The sequence below is a fragment of the Massilia horti genome, from assembly GCF_004614195.1.
GTDB classification, from domain to species: Bacteria; Pseudomonadota; Gammaproteobacteria; order Burkholderiales; family Burkholderiaceae_D; genus Telluria; species Telluria horti.
This window is the reverse complement of record NZ_SPUM01000005.1, coordinates 1-17,064: the sequence shown is the minus strand read 5'-3', so window position 1 is coordinate 17,064 and position 17,064 is coordinate 1. Positions and strand designations below refer to the sequence as shown.

Below are 17,064 nucleotides of genomic sequence, written 5' to 3'. Positions count from 1 at the left end.
CCGTCTTTGTGCTTGTTGCGAACTTGTTATTTGAGGCCGGCCACGCCGCGCTCGAGTGCGGCCTTGTCGGCGTCGTCGGATGCCGCGGCGGCCGGCGCCACTGCTGCCGGGCTGGCCGTGGCCGGGGTCGCGGCCGCGGCCGCATCCGGCGCCAGCGACTTGTTGATGTAGTCGATCTTGGCGCCCTGGCGCAGGCGCTTGACTTCGGCGGCGGCCAGCTCCTTGCTCTTCTGGTTGACCAGGAACTGCTCGATCTGCGGCGCGGCCACCTCCAGCGAGACCGGGGCATCCTTGACCTCGGCGATCGAAATGAGCATGGCGCGCTCGCCCTCCTTGACGATGAATATCTGTCCCTTCGGCATCGCCAGCAGCTTTTGCGACAGTTCCGGGTTCAGGTCGGCCGTGCTGCGCGTGACCTGGGTGCGGCCGTGCTTGACCTTGTGGGTGTCAAGCCACACCGCCACCTCCTCGAGCGACCTGGCGCCGTCGGCGGCGGCCTTGAGGTCCGGGGTCATGTCGCTGGCGGCGATGACCAGCTCGTTCATGTTGAACTGCTTGCGGTTGGTGAAGAACTCGGGGTGCTTGTTGAAGTACTCCTCCACCTCGGCGGCGCCGGGACGCTGCATGCCGCCCAGGCGCTTCTGGATGTAGGCCTGGGCGACGATCAGGTCACGGGCGCGGTCGACCGCCTGCATCACCTTCGGGTCGCGGTCGAGTTTTTCCTTTTCCGCCTCGCGCACCAGCAGCTGGCGGTCGATCAGCGCCTGCAGCAATTGCTTGCTGGCCGCGTCCTGCTGCGAGGCCGGCACGCCGGCGCGCTGCAGCTCTTCGTTCAGCTGCAAGACCGTGACTTCGCTGCCGTTGACGCTGGCCAGTGCTTGCCCGGGCTTGGCTTCCTTGGCTTTGTTGCCGCACGCGCTCAGCAGCAGCGCGAGCAGGACCAGCGCCGCTCCCGTGCGCATGGAGGGAATTGTGGGTGTCGTCTTGGCTGCCGGATGGAAGTTGTTCAAGATAATTACCTCGGACGTTGGGTGGTGCGGCCGGGCCGCGTTGTTATTGGTGGTGTTGCCGATCAGACCTGGCGCCGCCCGGTCCGGCGCCCCCGACATGCACCATTCTGGGATGCACGCGTTACCGTATCTGTTCGACAGCTAACAGTGCGGCAGAGCTCGCTTCATGCGGCCGCCTCTTCCGGCGCGCGGTCGAGAAACGCCGCGTAGGCGCGCCGCAGTCCTTCCGGCAGCGGGGTGCTCGCGGTCCAGCCGAGCGCCTTGAGCTTGGACACGTCGAGCAGCTTGCGCGGCGTGCCGTCCGGCTTGCTGGTGTCGAACACGATGCGGCCGTGGTAGCCGACCACCTCGCTCACCAGGCGCGCCAGCTCGCCGATCGTCACGTCCTCGCCGGTGCCGACGTTGATGTGCGTATGCATCGGATCGGTGTTGGCCTCGTACACCGCGCGCGGCAGCTCCATCACGTAGACGCTGGCCGCGGCCATGTCGTCGACATACAGGAACTCGCGCATCGGCTTGCCGCTGCCCCAGATCACCACCTCGGGCGCGCCGCTGGCCTTGGCCTCGTGGAAGCGCCGCACCAGGGCCGGGATCACATGGCTGTTCTCCGGGTGGTAGTTGTCGCCCGGGCCGTACAGGTTGGTCGGCATCACGCTGCGGTAATCGGTGCCGTACTGGCGGTTGTAGCTTTCGCACAGCTTGATGCCGGCGATCTTGGCCATCGCGTACGGCTCGTTGGTGGGCTCGAGCATGCCGCTCATCAGGTATTCCTCGCGGATCGGCTGCGCGGCCAGGCGCGGATAGATGCACGACGAGCCCAGGAACAGCAGCCGCTGCACTCCGGCGCGCCAGGCCTCGTGCACAACATTGGCCTGCACCATCATGTTGTCGTATATAAATTCGGCCGGGTAAGTGTTGTTGGCGTGAATTCCTCCCACCTTGGCCGCGGCCAGGTAGACCTGGTCGATGCGCTCAGAGCGGAAGAACTCGCGCACCTGGGCCTGGTCGGTCAGTTCCAGTTCGGCATGGGTGCGCGTCACGATGTTGGTGTGGCCTTGGGCACGCAGGGTGCGCACAATGGCCGAGCCGACCAGGCCGCGGTGGCCGGCGACGTAGATGCGGGGCTGGGTATTCAAAACGTCACTCCAATGAAATTGCAACGTCATAACCATGGGATTTGAGCAGCTTGTGGCGGCGCGCCGTGTCCAGGTCATGCGCCACCATCTCCTGCACCATCGTCTCGAAGCTGGTTGTGGGCTCCCAGCCGAGCTTTTCGCGGGCCTTGCCCGGATCGCCCAGCAGGGTCTCGACCTCGGTCGGGCGGAAGTACTGCGGATCGACCGCCACCACCGGCTGGCCCACGGCCACGCCGGGCGCCTTGTCGCCGCGCACCGCCGCCACCAGGCCGCGCTCGTTCACGCCGCTGCCCTGCCAGGCCAGTTCGATGCCCAGTTCGCGCGCGGCGATCTCGACGAACTGGCGCACCGAGTACTGGCGGCCGGTGGCGATCACATAGTCTTCCGGCGCGTCCTGCTGCAGCATCAGCCACTGCATCTGCACGTAGTCGCGCGCATGGCCCCAGTCGCGCAGCGCATCGAGGTTGCCCAGGTACAGCTGCTGCTCGAGGCCCTGCGCGATGTTGGCGAGCGCGCGCGTGATCTTGCGGGTGACGAAGGTCTCGCCACGGCGCGGCGATTCGTGGTTGAACAGGATGCCGTTGCAGCAATACATGCCGTAGGCTTCGCGGTAGTTCACCGTGATCCAGTAGGCGTACAACTTGGCCACCGCGTACGGACTGCGGGGATAGAACGGCGTGGTCTCGCGCTGTGGGATTTCCTGCACCATGCCATACAGCTCGGAGGTCGAGGCCTGGTAAAAGCGGGTCTTTTTCTCCAGGCCCAAAAAGCGGATCGCCTCCAGCAGGCGCAGGGTGCCGACGGCGTCGACGTCGGCGGTGTACTCGGGCGACTCGAACGACACCGCGACATGGCTCATCGCGCCCAGGTTGTACACCTCGTCCGGCTGGACCTGCTGCAGGATGCGCGTCAGGTTCGAGGTGTCGGTCAGGTCGCCGTAATGCAAGAAGAAGTTCTGGTTGGCGGCATGCGGATCCTGGTAGATGTGATCGATGCGCTCGGTGTTGAACAGGGAGGCGCGGCGCTTGATGCCATGCACCTCGTACCCCTTGGCCAACAACAGCTCGGCAAGGTAGGAGCCGTCCTGTCCGGTAACCCCTGTAATCAGTGCTTTCTTCATGTTGTTTTCCTGTTGGACCGGGGGCGCGGGTCGATCATCCCCCGTTCAAAAAGTTGCAAACTCAGCAATTATTCTACGCAGCCTGACCCGACCTGCAAGCGGCGCTTCGATTGAACGGCCGGGTTTAAGGCGGCCTTAAGAGCTCTAGGACGTGGCGCAGTTTCATGATTTTCAGTGCGCGTTCTCGCGCGTTAGAACCACTTTGACGGTTTTCAGGATGATCCACAGGTCCAGCCAGAGGGACCAGTTGCGCAGGTAATCCAGGTCGTACTGGATGCGCGCTTCCATCTTGTCGAGCGTAGCCGTTTCGCCACGCAGGCCATTGACCTGTGCCCATCCGGTGATGCCCGGCTTGACCTTGTGGCGCAGCATGTAGCCCTTGATCAACTTGCGATACTGCTCGTTATGCGCGACCGCATGCGGCCGCGGCCCCACGATGCTCATCCTCCCCTGCAAGACGTTGATAAACTGCGGCAATTCGTCGAGCGAGGTCCGGCGCAGGAAGCCGCCGATGCTGGTCACCCGCTGGTCGTTCTTCCTGGCCTGGACCACGGTGTCGCCGTCCTCGGCCACCGTCATCGAGCGGAACTTGTAGACGATGATTTTTTCGCCGTACAGGCCGTAGCGGCGCTGGCGGAAGATGACCGGTCCGGGCGAAGTGAACTTGACCGCCAGCGCGACCGCCAGCATCAGCGGCGCCAGGAGGATCAGGATCGCGCTGGCCACCACGATGTCGCTGGCGCGCTTGATGGTGCTGTTCAGGCCCATGAACGGGGTCTCGCAGATCGCGATGACCGGCATGCCGCCCACGTTGTCAAAGCGCGCCTGCATCAGGTCGAAGATGTACACGTCGGGCAGGAAGTAGACCGAGGCGGTGGTGTCCTGCATTTCATCGATCAGGCGCCGGATGCGCGGCTGCGCCGAGATCGGCTGGCTGATGAAGATCATCTTGATGTTGTGCTCGCGCACGTAGGCCGCGATATCGTTCATCTTGCCCAGCATCGGATGCGGCAGGTGGCGCGGATGGCGGCCGTCGGCGCGGTCGTCGAAAAAACCGCGCACCTGCATGAACAGGTTCGGATGCTGGTCGCAGATGCGCGCGAACTTGACGCCCACGTCGTTGGCGCCCACCACCAGCACCGAGCGCACCTCGGTGGCCTTGGACGGATGGATCGCCGCGCGCCGCACCGCGATGTGCGAGAACAGCAGGATCACCGGCACCGAGACGAACCACGCCAGCACCACCCGTTCGTTGTAATAGTATTTGAGGCCGCTCGCCGAGCCAAGGAACAGCAGCACCGCGATCGTCACGCACCAGCCGAACACGGTGTCGCGCGCGTACGCCAGCATGCGCCCGCTGCGCCAGGTGCGGTAGGGGTCGATGTGCTGGTAGACGGCCGACGAGATGAAGAAGGCCAGGATCATCAGCACCAGCGAATATCCCGAGAACGGCTCCTCGAACACCATCGAGGACACGTACAGCGTGCCCATGATGATCAGCGGGTCCAGGACGCGCTGGAAGAAGGAGATCAGCGGGATATCGTTGACGGTCATGGTCGCTCTTTAAAACTGCGCGCTGGCGTTGAACGCGATGCTGTTCGACTTGAAGCTGCCGGTGCCAAGCGTCACCGAGCCGGTGCGCGACTGGTGCACGAAACCGGCCGAAAGCTGGATCGCCGGGCGCACCGCCCACTTCGCCTGCAGGCTGGCCGAGCGAATCGCGTCGGTCAGTTCGCCGGAACTGGGGAGCGCGAGCCGCGCGTTGTAGTGGCGGCGCTCGTAGATCGCGTTGGCGTCGACCGTGATCTTGCCGGTGGCTTCCCAGCTCGCGCCGATGCTGGCGCCCTTGTTCAGGGTATAGCTCACGAGCGAGCTCTCGATCGGGGCAAAGTCGCGCCAGAGCGCGGCGTTGTAGCGGACCTTGCCGCGCGGCTTGTAACTCGCGCCGACGCGGCCGTTAAAGCCGCTCGTGGGCGCGCCGAACGAGGGCTGGTCGCGCCGCGCCCAGCCGGCCAGCGCCTCGATCTCGGTGGCGCCGGTGGCCAGCCACCTCACACGCGCCTTGACCTCATTTTGGGTGAAGTCGTCGGTCACGAACACCTGCCCGATCGGGCGCCGGTTCGGATAGCGCCCCTTGATCTTGCGCAGCACCAGGCCGACCGTGCTGCCGCTCGCGGGCAGGTAGTCGCCCTCCAGTTCGTAGGTATCCTCGGTGCGGTCGTTGAAGCGCTGGCTCGACGCCTCGTAGGTGTACTTGTCGGTGGATGCCCCGGCGCGGGCGCGCCAGCTGGGGTGGAAGCGCCAGGCGCCGTCGAAGAATTCCTTGCGCTCCGTGCGCAGGTTGCGCTCGCTGCTGTGGAAATCGGTGTACGGCGCGAGCACCTGGTTGTACAGCGCCCCCAGCTTGCCTTCCAGGTGATTGCCGAGCTGCCAGTGCCAGGTCGCCTGCGCGTCCTTGCCGTCGTAGTCAAGCTGCTTGAAGTGGTTGAACTTGACCTTGGACAGCTTGGCCACCGCCTCGATGCGCTGGCGGCTGTAGGTCTTGTCGAACAGCAGGCCGACCTCGGCCATCTTCCACCAATCGCCGCGGGTGTTGTCGAAGGCCGGTTGGTTGTCAGGGACACGCAACAGGTTGTCGTCATGGGCCAAGCCGACGCCGCCATACACGTGCAGGGCGTCATTCGGACCCGCCCAGGCGGCGGAACAAAACGCCCCGATCAACAGGGCCAGAGGGTGCAGGCGAGAATTGAACATAGTTTTTCTTAGTCTTTCTCTGAACGGGAAATCACCAATACGACCAGCTGCCTGTCGCGATGACCCAGATGCCCAGTAACCCATTGGTCACAGCATGCGCCAGGATCGGCGACCAGAGCGTGCGGTGGCGCATATACAGCGCGCTGTACACTGCGCCGGCAACCATGCCGGCAAGCCACAAATTGTGTTCAAACCCGAACAGGACGATTGTGGCCACCAAACTCTTTAGTCCTGCTTGCGCTGGGTCAACACTTTGGAAATCAGCGGCTTCGAACGAACGCATCAGGAACGAGCGCCAGAACAGTTCTTCCATCACGGGCACGACAAGGGCCGCGCCGGCAAGGCGCACGGCGATCCAGGCCCAGTCGAGCTGGCCATCGTTGCGGGGGTCGAATCCGGAGGGTGAGCCGACGATCATCCAATCGGCATTGAGGGAGATCCACAGGACCAGGACGGCGACCCCGGCCGCGGCGGCGACCAGCGCCACCCTGGGCCCGGGCAGGCTAAGCTTGAGTTCCGTGTAGTGTCGCCAGAACAGGGCGAGCAGCAGCGCGACCGCTGCGATCTTGATGGGATACAGCCAGCGCAGATCGGCGCTGGACAGGCCGAGACGTTCGAGCACGTCCGCGGCGACAATGAAGAATACGTAGGTAACGAACGGCAGGACGCGCACCCAGGCGGCGCGCCCCAGCAATGGGCCTTCGACTGGTGCGCCGGCTACGGGGGCCGATACGATTCGCGGTTCGTCATGTTTTGTCATGGCTCTCCATCCTCGGCCCTTCCGCAGGCGCCTGGCCTGCTTACCTTATTTCATGCGCTACTCTCCCCTGGCGCGCGCCTCGAAGCGCTCCCAGCGCTCCAGGGCATCGAGCAACAAGTCATCGATCTCGGCATAGCGTGCGCTGATGCGCGCCGCCTCGGCGGGGTCGGTCTTGTAGAAGTCGGGCGAGTTCAGCTGGGCCGTGATCGCCGACTGCTCCTCTTCCAGGGTTGCAATGAGCTGGGGCAACGCCTCCAGCTCACGCTGTTCCTTGTAGCTCAACTTTACCTTTTTGCCAGATGCGTTCTGTGCGGTAGATGACATATCCCCGCTTTTGGCCGGGCTCGCCTTGGGCGGCGTGGCCACGCTCTTCACTGGTGCCGGAGCCGCAGCCTTGACGCGCTCCCAGTCGCTGTAGCCGCCGACGTATTCGCGCCACAGTCCTTGATCCTCAGCAACGATCACCTGGGTCACCACGTTGTCGAGGAAGGTGCGGTCGTGGCTGACCAGGAACACGGTTCCGGTGTAATCCTCCAGCAATTCCTCGAGCAGCTCGAGCGTATCGATGTCCAGGTCGTTGGTCGGCTCGTCCAGCACCAGGCAGTTGGCCGGCTTGGCGAACAGGCGCGCCAGCAACAGCCGGTTGCGCTCGCCGCCGGAAAGCGACTTGACCGGCGAGCGCGCACGCTCGGGCGCGAACAGGAAGTCGCCCAGGTAGCTCATCACGTGCTTGCGCTGGCCATTGATCTCGACCCAGTCGCTGCCGGGCGAGATGGTATCGGCCAGGCTCGCTTCCTCATTGAGCTGGGCGCGCATCTGGTCGAAATAGGCCACGTTCAGCCTGGTGCCGAGGCGCACCGTGCCGCTGTCGGCGGTTTCCTCGCCGAGGATAATCTTGAGCAAAGTGGTCTTGCCGGCGCCATTCGGACCGATCAGCCCGACCTTGTCGCCACGCATAATGATCGTGGAAAAGTCCTTGACCACGACCTTGTCGCCGAAGCTCTTGGACACGTTCTCCAGTTCCGCGACAATCTTGCCGGAGCGCTCGCCGGTGGCCACGTCGAGCCTGATCTGGCCTTGCTGCTCGCGCCGTGCCACGCGCTGTTCGCGCAGCGCCTCCAGGCGCCGCACGCGGCCCTCGTTACGGGTGCGGCGCGCCTCCACGCCCTTGCGGATCCACACCTCTTCCTGCGCCAGGAACTTGTCGAACTTCGCGTTCTCGACTTCCTCGACCGCCAGCAGCTCGCGCTTGCGCTCCTGGTACTTGCTGAAGTTACCGGGGAAAGACAGCAGATTGCCGCGGTCCAGTTCGACGATGCGGGTCGCGACGTTGTCGAGGAAGCTGCGATCGTGGGTGATGAACAGCAGCGAGCCGCGAAATTCGCGCAGCAGGCCCTCGAGCCACATGATCGACTTGAAATCGAGGTGGTTGGTCGGCTCGTCGAGCAGCAGCACGTCCGGGCTGGCCACCAGCGCCACCGCCAGCGCCACCCGCTTTTGCATGCCGCCCGACAGCGATCCCATCTTCGCATCGCGATCCAGGCCAAGCCGGTCCAGCGTGGTCGCGACCTTGTTGGAAAGTTGCCAGCCGTCGCACGCATCGAGCTTGGCCTGCAGCACGTGCATGCGCTCCATGACGGCCTCGTCCCTGCCCTGGCCAAATTGCCCGGTCAGCGATTCGTATTCGGCCAGCATCGCCTGCTGTTCGCCCATGCCGGCGGCGACCGCATCGAACACGGTGTCATCGGGATTGAACGCCGGTTCCTGTTCAACATAAGCGATCTTCAAGCCTTGCTGCATGACGAGCAGGCCGTCATCCAGGCGCGAACGGCCGGAGATAATCTTGAGCAGCGACGACTTGCCGGTGCCGTTACGGCCGATCAGGCCGACGCGTTCGCCGGCTTCGAGGGAAAAATCGGCATGGTCGAGCAACGCGACGTGGCCGAACGCGAGTTGCGCGGACGTGAGGGATATGACTGCCATAATGAGGTCTAAAACATGGGCCGGCCGCGCACCCAATGCGTGCGGCCAAGTCCAAAAATTGAAAAGAAACGATCATTGTACCGAGTGAACGGGCGGGACTTCCATTCCCGGCACAATCCTCGGCTATAATTGCGGTCTGTTCACGATACCGGCCTGCCCCAGTGCAGGGACCGATCGCCGAACTGCAGGCCCCTGCCTGCGTTGTGCCCGCCTCGCGCGGCGCGAGCGTCCTCCCCGTAGCACAATGGATAGTGCACATGCCTCCTAAGCGTGGGATACTGGTTCGATTCCAGTCGGGGGGACCAAATCCTCTACGAAACTCCCTTCACGTTCAACGACTTACGTCAATATTAGCTATTTACTGAACGTCCAGCGGTGGCACAGGCTAAAACCTGATTCGGTAGCTTTCCCTTCCCCCTATCGTTCCTTCCAATCGCTACCGTTGCCTAGTAATGCTATTTATTCGCCTAAGCTTCAGTACTTACGCCGTTGATTCCACTCATTGGTTGTATTGATAGCCGCCAACGTTCCCTAGGCACACCTAAGCAACAATCCGTACTTGCCCCCTACCATCGCAATACCCGCAATTCAACACCCCATCTAATCGGGCAGACGATTTCTACGTGGTGGTCGTGCCATGAAACCATTGATAATCGTAGCCTTAATGCTTTCCTGCGCTACCGCCGTTGCGCAGGTCTACAAGTGTCCAGACTACTATCCCAGCAAGGCAATACCTGCCGTTCACCTGTCCAACGCCACGATGTACCTTGGTGAACTCCATGGCAACGGTGTGATGCACGGGGACATTGAACAGATCAAAGGTGGCACGGACATTCACTACAACTTTCCCGAGGAAGCGCCCAGGTGGCTCGTGTGCCAGTACGGCGGGAAACGCGTCAATGGAACGGCCATCAGCGGCGCACAGGTTATCGGTGGCCGCAACTGGTGGATGCGGCTGGACCGCTTCATCGATGTTTGCGATTTGGAGATCAGGGAGAAAAAGGCCAACAACAGAGGCGCGAGTGGGTGGACAGCTATCGCCACTTGCAAAGGCAAAGCGCTTCCGCCCCCGGTAATGCTGGAATGAGGACCAGACCACCAATGGCAGCGGAAAAAAACCGGTGAGCGAGGAATGGCTATCCTTACCCCCGCATTCAAGCAAAAGTTCCCAAGGTTTGATACACCTTCTAACAGGGCCGACGAGTTCTATGTCGTGCTGGTGCCATGAGAAGCTTTTTATTTGCAGCTCTCGTGCTGTCATCAACAGCCTATGCAGGCGTGCTCAAATGCCCCGACCGATACCCGACCAAGAACATAACTGTTTCTGATGAATCGTCAAACCGTAAAATTATAGGTCGTATTCAAGGGACCAGCCTGTCGAACGCCTACATGGTAAGCGGTGAACTGTATGCCCAACAGGAAATGGTACCGGACATTAGGAAGGTGAAGGGCGGTCTCGACATAGGGTTCAACTTCCTCCACGACCAAAAATGGCTCGTTTGCGTGTACGGGGGCAATGAGTTGAGCCCAAAGGATCAGGCAACCAGCGGGACAATTGACAGGTGGGAACAGATCGATCCGAAGTTCAGTGAGTGTGTCGTGCAGCTTAGGGAGACTAAGGCAGTGGGTTACCCTAGTGTCTGGACAGCAACAGCCGTTTGCAAGTAGAACGTCGATGCGAAGATAACAATAAAGTTGTAACGACAATCATAGCTTACCCAACGGGAAACTGCCTGTCCTGACATCTCATCGATGTCACTTGAACTTTGGTGCGGAGATAGCCGGCCGTTCTTGCGCCCCACTACCCTTCTTTCATCGCCGCAGGAATCCTTGAAGGATTACTTGCTATTCCACCAACATTAAGTCGAGTCTTCGATAATCCTCGAGGAATTGAATGGTTCCTTCTACCTATTGTTTTTACTGAAAAGCAATAAATTTGGCATTTGGAATTGTGCTGTAGGGAAATACCTACTATATTTCCGTCCTATTAAGCTCGCACAGCCACGAACCCTAACCCGGTGGCGCTGGGGCGAGGCGGTTTTGTAAGCACAAGCGTAATGACATGTCCATGTCATCCGACTGAATCTCGAAGCACTGTCCACCTGATCACTTGAGAATTATAAGCCCATGAAAAATCTGAAATGCGGATCACGGCTGGCGCTGGCATTCGGCGTCGTCATTGTATTTATCATGCTGATCTGCTTTGTCGGCATCACTCGCCTGCAAAGTCAGGAAAAAGCCGGAAGCGAAACCATCAATGTGGTGTACCCGAAGGCGGCTGCAACGCAGACCCTTTCATATCTCAGCATTGACATTGCGCGCGTCGTCCGAAACATCATTCTCAGGTCCGACGAAAAATCGCTCGCCTCCAACAAGGCTGCGCTCGACAAGGACATCGCGCAGATGGGGGACTTGATCAAGGTGATCGAAAATGGCATTCGAACCGAACAGGAACGTGAACTGTTCAAACTGATGACTGAAACGCGCGCCGCCTACCTGAGTTTTACTGATGAGGTGGTCCAGCTCGGATTAGCCAATAAATTTGACGAAGCGGTAAACGTACTGTACGGCGAGAAGTACAAAACGCAAGGCGCCTACCTGGCCGCGCTGAAGAATATGGTGGAGTACCAGGAAGCGACAATGAAGAAAAGCGGCGAAGAGCTGAGCGCGACTTCCCGGCAAGCTTTCGTCATCATGGCAGCGCTGGGCTCACTCGCAACGCTCATCGGCATTGGATTTTCCTTCCTGATTACCCGTTCAATCGTTCAACCGCTGCAAGTGGCCGTGACCACCGCCGAGACCGTCGCAGCCGGAGACTTGACGAGCCACATCACGATTACCTCCAACGACGAAATGGGACAATTGCAGCGAGCGCTGCAGCAGATGAATAGCAACCTGTTCAAGACCATCAGCCAGACTCGCTCGGGCGTGGAACTGATCTCGACCGCAGCGTCCCAGATCGCGTCGGGCAATCAGGACTTGTCGTCACGAACCGAGCAGCAGGCGTCTTCGCTGGAAGAAACTGCCTCGTCCATGGAAGAGCTTACCTCGGCCGTCAAGCGCAACACGGACAATGCGCGCCAGGCCAATCAACTGGCCATCGCGGCGTCAAGCGTGGCGACCAAGGGTGGCGATGTGGTATCCAAGGTGGTCGATACCATGGGTTCGATCAACGAAGCGTCGCGAAAAATCGCCGACATCATCAGCGTGATTGATGGCATTGCGTTCCAGACCAATATTTTGGCCCTGAACGCAGCGGTCGAAGCGGCGCGGGCGGGTGAACAAGGGCGCGGCTTCGCCGTCGTCGCAAGCGAGGTGCGCAATCTGGCGCAGCGCTCGGCGGCTGCAGCCAAGGAAATCAAGGGGTTGATCGATGACTCGGTCAACAAGGTTGACGATGGCAGCAAGCTGGTGAGCGAAGCTGGTACGACGATGGATCAAATCGTCGTAAGCATCAAGCGTGTTACGGAAATCATGGCCGAGATCGCCGAAGCCAGCCAGGAGCAGAGCGCCGGCATCGAGGAGGTCAACAAGGCGATCACCCAGATGGATCAAGTGACGCAACAGAATGCAGCGCTCGTCGAAGAGGCGGCCGCGGCCGCTGAAGCCATGCAGGACCAAGCCATAACGCTCGCACAAACCGTCGGCATGTTCAAACTCGACCAATCGGCGTCGAGCTCGCTGACGCAGGCAGGAACGCGGGTTGCAGCACTGGTTGCGCGCGAACGGGCGCTGCCGGCCGCACCGCGGTCCAAACGCCGGGAGCCGCGAATCGATGTCACTGAAAGGCAAGCGGCACAGGCTACAGTTGATGCTTGATAGGAGCGTCGCAGGTCAGGTCAAATTCGCTTATGCCGTTTGACCCGACCTGCATTACTGTCTTACCAGACTATTCTCTTACTGTTGTGCAGGACGCCTGGCGGTATACGAGATCGCGTTGCCATCCCAAATGTAGAGACGCTGCGTCCGTTGGTCCAACCCGACATACCAACGCTTGTTCTCAACTGTATCCTCGAGCACCAGCGGATAGTCTGACTTATCGGAGCGCGTCCAGCGTCCCTTCTTCCCCCCGTACGAATTCCAAATGTAGGTGCCATTCGGGTAGATCACCAGCAGCCCGGCCAGCGCGCCTGGCGAAATGTGCAGCGTGTCAAAGCCGGGCACCGATGACGGCGACGTCCACACTGCCCCGCTAACACTGGACTGCCACGCCCCCATCAACTCGGCCATGCCCGCGGCCCCCTGCCGCTCCGAGCGCCCGGGCGGTTCGCTGGCTGGACGAGAAGGCTTGACCTCCTGCGCTTGGTAAGGCTTGATCTCCTGGGCCCGGTACGGCTTTATTTCCTGCGCCTGATACGGCTTAATTTCCTGGGCACCGGCACTACCGGCCAGGCAAGTTATGACAGCCAGTTGGATTGCTCTCTTCATGGCCCTTCCTTTTGTTATTCTGACCGCATTCCATTCAGCGCCCTGCTTCGTTCGCCTGCTGCGCAAGTTTCCACTTGCCGGCGCGCTTTCTGAATTCCAGCGTCTCGACGTAACGGACGATTCCACCATGCTCGACGGTGATTTGCGCCAACTTTGGACTGATGGCAGCGCGCACCAGACGACTATTCGGCACGCCTGGCTGCGACACGCAGGTCGGATTGAAATTGCCGCCGATGTCGGCAATTGCGGCAACACCGCCAAGTTCATCGAGGATGTCGACTGGCAGTTCCGACAGCGAACCGACAGTGGTCAAATCGCTCGTCTTCTGCGAGGACCCGCTTTGTGCGCCCAACACTACGGGCGCCGCGAGCGCGAGCAGAATCGCGAGTGTTGCGCGAACCGGGAAAAATCGCATTGCAATTCCTAACGGATTATTGAACGGAAATAATACAACGGACGCCAGTACATCTGGTGAAATGCTTGGATGACCATCCGAACAACGGCCGTTCGCCGGGCTGAATCCAGCGCGTGAAGGAAAGCGCTATTTTCCTGGGCCAACCGTTCGAATGACCCGCACGATGTGTGCGATTGATTTTCCATGTACGGAAAACGAGATGCTCGTCGGCTGGCGCATATCGGACTGGTCGGATTCAGCCGGGAGCGGCGCGGTCAAGAGCAAGTTGCCAAGGACGAGGAAGAAAGCCGCAAAAGCGATGATCAGGCCCAGGACGGTCGCCGCCATCCATTTGGACGTGCTGCCCACCAGGCGCTGCGCCTGCATCTGCATTTCGGCCCGCAGTTTTTCGTTCTCCGCCCGCATCTCGGTACGCAACTGCTCGTTCTGGGAGCGCAACTGTTCGGTTTGCACGCGCATTTCGGCGCGCAAGTCGGCAAGATCTGCCTTGGCAATCAAGGTCGGCAACACGGCTTCGAGCGCCGCGAATCGACGCTCGATATTGCCGCCTGGTGTCTGGCCACCGATCGCCGCTGCGTCCGGTATTTCCCCATTTGCCATAGCCATTCCATCCAAACCGTATCCATCGTGAAAACCTTGGCGCACGCGCTGTCCAGCGCATCGCCATGAGCTTTGATCACTGCCCGATGCGGTCGTTCAGATTATGGCGTCAGGCCTCGCGCAGCTTGAAGCGCTGCAGCTTGCCGGTTTCGGTACGCGGCAATTTGTCGCAGAACCGGATCGAGCGCGGGTACTTGTACGGCGCGATCTGCCGCTTGACGAACTCCTGCAGCTGCGTAGCAAGCTCCGCGCCGGGCTCGCAGCCGTCCTTGAGCACGACATGGGCCTCGACCACCTGCCCGCGTTCTTCGTCGGCACGCCCGACCACGCCGCACTCGGCAACGGCCGGATGGCGCAGCAACACCTCCTCGACCTCGACCCCGGCGATGTTGTAGCCGGCCGAGATGATCATGTCGTCGGTGCGCGAGCGGTAGTGGAAATAGCCGTCGGCGTCCATCTCGTAGGCGTCGCCGGTCAGGTTCCAGCCGTCCACCACGTAGTCGCGCTGGCGCGGGTCGGCGAGGTAGCGGCAGCCGGTCGGCCCCTTGACTGCGAGCCGCCCGCTCACGCCCGGCCCGACCGGCTTGCCTTCCTTGTCCAGGATGCAGGCGCGGTAGCCGGGGATCGGCTTGCCGGTGGCGCCGGGACGGACTGCGTCGCCGGCGGAGGAAATGAAGATGTGCAGCATCTCGGTGGCGCCGATCCCGTCGATCAGCGGCACGCCGGCCGCCGCCTGCCATAACTCGCGCGTGGCGACCGGCAGCGCTTCGCCTGCCGACACGGCGCGGGTGAGGCTCGACAGGTCAAAGCGCGCGGCCAGCGACGCCATCTGCCGGTAGAAGGTGGGCGCGGTGAAGCAGACGGTCGCGCGGCGCTGTTCGATCGCGGCCAGCAGCGTCTCGGGCGCGAGCTTTTCGAGCAGCACGCTCGACGCGCCAACGCGCAGCGGGAACAGCAGCAGCCCGCCCAGGCCGAACGTGAACGCCAGCGGCGGCGTGCCGATGACGATGTCGTCGGCTTGCTGGCGCAGCGTGGAGCGCGGGAAGCAGTCGCAGATCGCCAGCAGGTCACGGTGAAAGTGCATCGTGCCCTTTGGCACGCCGGTGGTGCCCGAGGTGAAGCTGATCAGGCATACGTCGTCGAGGGCGGTCGCGACGGTCTCGAACTGCGCGTCGTGGCGCGCCATGCGCGCTTCCAGCCCTTGCGGGTCGCTGGCGTCGTCAAAGGAAAGCAGCCGCGGGCAGTTGCCCGCCAGGGCGTCCAGTTCGGCGCGCAGGCCGGCCGCGCACAGCACCGCATTCACCTGCGCTTTGTCGATGATGGCGGAGAGCTCGCGCGCGCGCAGCAGCGGCATGGTCGGCACCGCGATGCAGCCGGCCTTGATCACGGCGAGGATGCAGGCGGCCATCATCGGGCAGTTGGCGCCGCGCAGCAGCACGCGGTTGCCGGTAACAAGGCCCAGGTCCTGCCGCAGCACGTGCGCGATGCGGTCGGCCTGCTGGTGCAGTTGGCGGTAGGTCCAGGACCCGTTTGCGCCCAGCAGCGCGGTACGCTCGCCCCAGCCGGCGGCCAGCGCGCCGTCCAGCAAGGTGCCGGCGGCGTTGAGCTGCAGCGGATATTTCAGCTCCGGCAGTTCGAACAGGAATTCCGGCCACTGGTCCGCCGGCGGCAGGTTGGCGCGGGCGAAGCCGTCCTCGTAGGCCGAGGGGGTTAGTGCTGCTGCGGTCGAACGGGTCATGGTCACCCCGGTAAATGGTGTCAGCCTCACGATCGGCAACTTCACAACTACTTTAAATTCAAACTAACTGGGCAGCAAGGGCATTCCCGACAAGGCTTACGATACCGCAGGAACCGTGCGTGCACGCTCGCCCTGGAGCAGTGTCGCATGGCGTGCGGTGTCAAGCGCGCGTTCGACCTGCGCCGCGTCCAGCGCCGACGGCGCCAGGCCTTCGAGCGCGGCGAAACCCTGCGCGGCACAGGTCAGCCCGAGTGTCCGGCAGCCTTCGCGCAGGCGCGCAAGACGCGTGCGCGCCGTCTCGACATCGGCACAGGCCAGCAACTGCTCGATTTCCGGCCCCGCCGCCACCAGTTGCTTGTGCAGTCCACCGAGGTACAGCACCAGCCGCGACGAATCGATCCCGAGGCGCAGCACGGTCGCCGCCGGCGGTTCGTCGACACAGCCCACGCCCACCAGCGCAGCAAGGTGGCCGCGCACCTGGTCGGGCTGAAACGGCTTGACGATGTAGCCGTCGGCGCCCATGCTGGTGGCCTCCTCCATCGTCTCGCGCTCCCTGGCCGCCGAAACCAGCACGAACGGCATGCCGGCCAGGCGCGCATCGGCCCTGACCCGTTCGAGCAGCTCCATGCCCGAAAGGCGCGGCATGCGCAGGTCGCAGAAGGTGATCGCCGGGCGCAGGCCGTCTTCGAGCTGGCGCCAGGCGTCCTCGCCATCCTCGGCCTCAAAAATCTCGAAACTGCCTGAACTGTCGACCAGATGCATCAGCACCATGCGCGCCACGACATCGTCATCGACTACCAGCACCTTCATCGAATTCTCCACGCCGCCATTGCAGATGTTTGATTATAACCTTGCCCATGCGGCGCCCGGTTCAGGCGGATTCGGCCTCGAACCTGTCCAGCATTTGCATCAGGTCCGGCAGCGCGGCGCGCAAGGCTGTCATGTCGCCGGCATTGGCGGCGCGCTCCAACTCGCCGCACAGGCGGTGCAGCTCGGACGCGCCCAGATAGCTGGCGCTGCCGCACAGCCCGTGCAGCAGGCGCGCCGCCGCCTCCAGGTCGCCGCCGTCCAGCGCCGCCTTCAGTTCGCTGCGGCGACGCGGCACGTCGCTGGCAAAGGC

At 62.2% G+C, this 17,064-nt stretch carries 16 protein-coding genes and 1 tRNA gene; 4 read left to right on the top strand and 13 right to left on the bottom strand.

What is annotated here, in order from left to right; genetic code table 11:
• Positions 1-26 precede the first annotated feature (26 nt).
• The 7 genes from E4O92_RS00785 to E4O92_RS00755 all read right to left on the bottom strand — a co-directional run bounded on the left by E4O92_RS00785 (position 27) and on the right by E4O92_RS00755 (position 8,763).
• Positions 27-1,109 carry an EpsD family peptidyl-prolyl cis-trans isomerase gene (locus E4O92_RS00785; protein WP_307721731.1) on the bottom strand — a complete coding sequence of 361 codons (1,083 nt, stop codon included), beginning with the start codon at positions 1,107-1,109 and terminating at the stop codon, positions 27-29.
• A 65-nt stretch (positions 1,110-1,174) separates the two neighbouring features.
• The gene (fcl, locus tag E4O92_RS00780; RefSeq protein ID WP_167759660.1) at positions 1,175-2,176 is read right to left on the bottom strand and encodes a GDP-L-fucose synthase; all 1,002 of its coding nucleotides are present in this window, start codon (positions 2,174-2,176) and stop codon (positions 1,175-1,177) included.
• Positions 2,151-3,266 (bottom strand): GDP-mannose 4,6-dehydratase, encoded by a 1,116-nt coding sequence (gene gmd / locus E4O92_RS00775; RefSeq protein WP_135187838.1) that lies wholly within the window; start codon positions 3,264-3,266, stop codon positions 2,151-2,153. Before gmd ends, fcl begins: the two co-directional genes overlap by 26 nt.
• A 171-nt stretch (positions 3,267-3,437) precedes the next feature.
• Positions 3,438-4,820, bottom strand: coding sequence for an undecaprenyl-phosphate glucose phosphotransferase (locus tag E4O92_RS00770; protein WP_135187837.1), 1,383 nt, complete (start codon positions 4,818-4,820; stop codon positions 3,438-3,440).
• Between the two features lie 9 nt (positions 4,821-4,829).
• On the bottom strand, positions 4,830-6,020 hold the full coding sequence (gene epsL / locus E4O92_RS00765; RefSeq protein ID WP_229482859.1) for an XrtB/PEP-CTERM-associated polysaccharide biosynthesis outer membrane protein EpsL: 1,191 nt from the start codon (positions 6,018-6,020) through the stop codon (positions 4,830-4,832).
• A gap of 31 nt (positions 6,021-6,051) precedes the next feature.
• Complete coding sequence (locus E4O92_RS00760; protein WP_135187836.1) at positions 6,052-6,780, bottom strand: CAAX prenyl protease-related protein; 729 nt, start codon at positions 6,778-6,780, stop codon at positions 6,052-6,054.
• 57 nt (positions 6,781-6,837) lie between these two features.
• Positions 6,838-8,763 carry an ATP-binding cassette domain-containing protein gene (locus tag E4O92_RS00755; protein ID WP_135187835.1) on the bottom strand — a complete coding sequence of 642 codons (1,926 nt, stop codon included), beginning with the start codon at positions 8,761-8,763 and terminating at the stop codon, positions 6,838-6,840.
• A gap of 230 nt (positions 8,764-8,993) precedes the next feature.
• On the opposite strand from E4O92_RS00755, the gene E4O92_RS00750 reads away from it, so the two are divergent.
• The 4 genes from E4O92_RS00750 to E4O92_RS00735 all read left to right on the top strand — a co-directional run bounded on the left by E4O92_RS00750 (position 8,994) and on the right by E4O92_RS00735 (position 12,582).
• Positions 8,994-9,068 (top strand) — tRNA-Arg (locus tag E4O92_RS00750).
• 332 nt (positions 9,069-9,400) lie between these two features.
• Positions 9,401-9,850 (top strand): STY0301 family protein, encoded by a 450-nt coding sequence (locus E4O92_RS00745; RefSeq protein WP_135187834.1) that lies wholly within the window; start codon positions 9,401-9,403, stop codon positions 9,848-9,850.
• Between the two features lie 137 nt (positions 9,851-9,987).
• On the top strand, positions 9,988-10,431 hold the full coding sequence (locus tag E4O92_RS00740) for an STY0301 family protein (RefSeq protein WP_135187833.1): 444 nt from the start codon (positions 9,988-9,990) through the stop codon (positions 10,429-10,431).
• 459 nt (positions 10,432-10,890) lie between these two features.
• Positions 10,891-12,582, top strand: a complete 1,692-nt coding sequence (locus E4O92_RS00735) for a methyl-accepting chemotaxis protein (RefSeq protein WP_135187832.1) — start codon at positions 10,891-10,893, stop codon at positions 12,580-12,582.
• A gap of 78 nt (positions 12,583-12,660) precedes the next feature.
• Here the strand turns inward: E4O92_RS00735 and E4O92_RS00730 are convergent, their stop codons facing one another.
• The 6 genes from E4O92_RS00730 to E4O92_RS00705 all read right to left on the bottom strand — a co-directional run.
• Positions 12,661-13,191: a hypothetical protein gene (locus E4O92_RS00730; protein ID WP_135187831.1), complete on the bottom strand. Its 531-nt coding sequence runs from the start codon at positions 13,189-13,191 to the stop codon at positions 12,661-12,663.
• A gap of 34 nt (positions 13,192-13,225) precedes the next feature.
• The gene (locus tag E4O92_RS00725) at positions 13,226-13,606 is read right to left on the bottom strand and encodes a hypothetical protein (protein ID WP_135187830.1); all 381 of its coding nucleotides are present in this window, start codon (positions 13,604-13,606) and stop codon (positions 13,226-13,228) included.
• Positions 13,607-13,732: 126 nt separating this feature from the next.
• Positions 13,733-14,251, bottom strand: coding sequence for a CCDC90 family protein (locus E4O92_RS00720; protein WP_135187829.1), 519 nt, complete (start codon positions 14,249-14,251; stop codon positions 13,733-13,735).
• 64 nt (positions 14,252-14,315) lie between these two features.
• On the bottom strand, positions 14,316-15,944 hold the full coding sequence (locus E4O92_RS00715) for an AMP-binding protein (RefSeq protein ID WP_135187828.1): 1,629 nt from the start codon (positions 15,942-15,944) through the stop codon (positions 14,316-14,318).
• Positions 15,945-16,040: 96 nt separating this feature from the next.
• Positions 16,041-16,754, bottom strand: a complete 714-nt coding sequence (locus E4O92_RS00710) for a response regulator (RefSeq protein WP_135187827.1) — start codon at positions 16,752-16,754, stop codon at positions 16,041-16,043.
• A 61-nt stretch (positions 16,755-16,815) separates the two neighbouring features.
• The coding region (locus tag E4O92_RS00705; RefSeq protein WP_135187826.1) for an Hpt domain-containing protein at positions 16,816-17,064 on the bottom strand (249 nt) is incomplete at its 5' end.

Bases quoted from the DNA above. Each gene is read 5' to 3' on its own strand.
- E4O92_RS00755 (WP_135187835.1), bottom strand. From the start codon at position 8,763: ATGGCAGTCATATCCCTCACGTCCGCGCAACTCGCGTTCGGCCACGTC.
- E4O92_RS00715 (WP_135187828.1), bottom strand. From the start codon at position 15,944: ATGACCCGTTCGACCGCAGCAGCACTAACCCCCTCGGCCTACGAGGAC.
- E4O92_RS00760 (WP_135187836.1), bottom strand. From the start codon at position 6,780: ATGACAAAACATGACGAACCGCGAATCGTATCGGCCCCCGTAGCCGGC.
- E4O92_RS00740 (WP_135187833.1), top strand. From the start codon at position 9,988: ATGAGAAGCTTTTTATTTGCAGCTCTCGTGCTGTCATCAACAGCCTAT.
- E4O92_RS00735 (WP_135187832.1), top strand. From the start codon at position 10,891: ATGAAAAATCTGAAATGCGGATCACGGCTGGCGCTGGCATTCGGCGTC.
- E4O92_RS00730 (WP_135187831.1), bottom strand. From the start codon at position 13,191: ATGAAGAGAGCAATCCAACTGGCTGTCATAACTTGCCTGGCCGGTAGT.
- epsL (WP_229482859.1), bottom strand. From the start codon at position 6,020: ATGTTCAATTCTCGCCTGCACCCTCTGGCCCTGTTGATCGGGGCGTTT.
- E4O92_RS00785 (WP_307721731.1), bottom strand. From the start codon at position 1,109: ATGTCGGGGGCGCCGGACCGGGCGGCGCCAGGTCTGATCGGCAACACC.
- E4O92_RS00725 (WP_135187830.1), bottom strand. From the start codon at position 13,606: ATGCGATTTTTCCCGGTTCGCGCAACACTCGCGATTCTGCTCGCGCTC.
- E4O92_RS00710 (WP_135187827.1), bottom strand. From the start codon at position 16,754: ATGAAGGTGCTGGTAGTCGATGACGATGTCGTGGCGCGCATGGTGCTG.
- gmd (WP_135187838.1), bottom strand. From the start codon at position 3,266: ATGAAGAAAGCACTGATTACAGGGGTTACCGGACAGGACGGCTCCTAC.
- E4O92_RS00745 (WP_135187834.1), top strand. From the start codon at position 9,401: ATGAAACCATTGATAATCGTAGCCTTAATGCTTTCCTGCGCTACCGCC.
- E4O92_RS00770 (WP_135187837.1), bottom strand. From the start codon at position 4,820: ATGACCGTCAACGATATCCCGCTGATCTCCTTCTTCCAGCGCGTCCTG.
- fcl (WP_167759660.1), bottom strand. From the start codon at position 2,176: ATGACGTTGCAATTTCATTGGAGTGACGTTTTGAATACCCAGCCCCGC.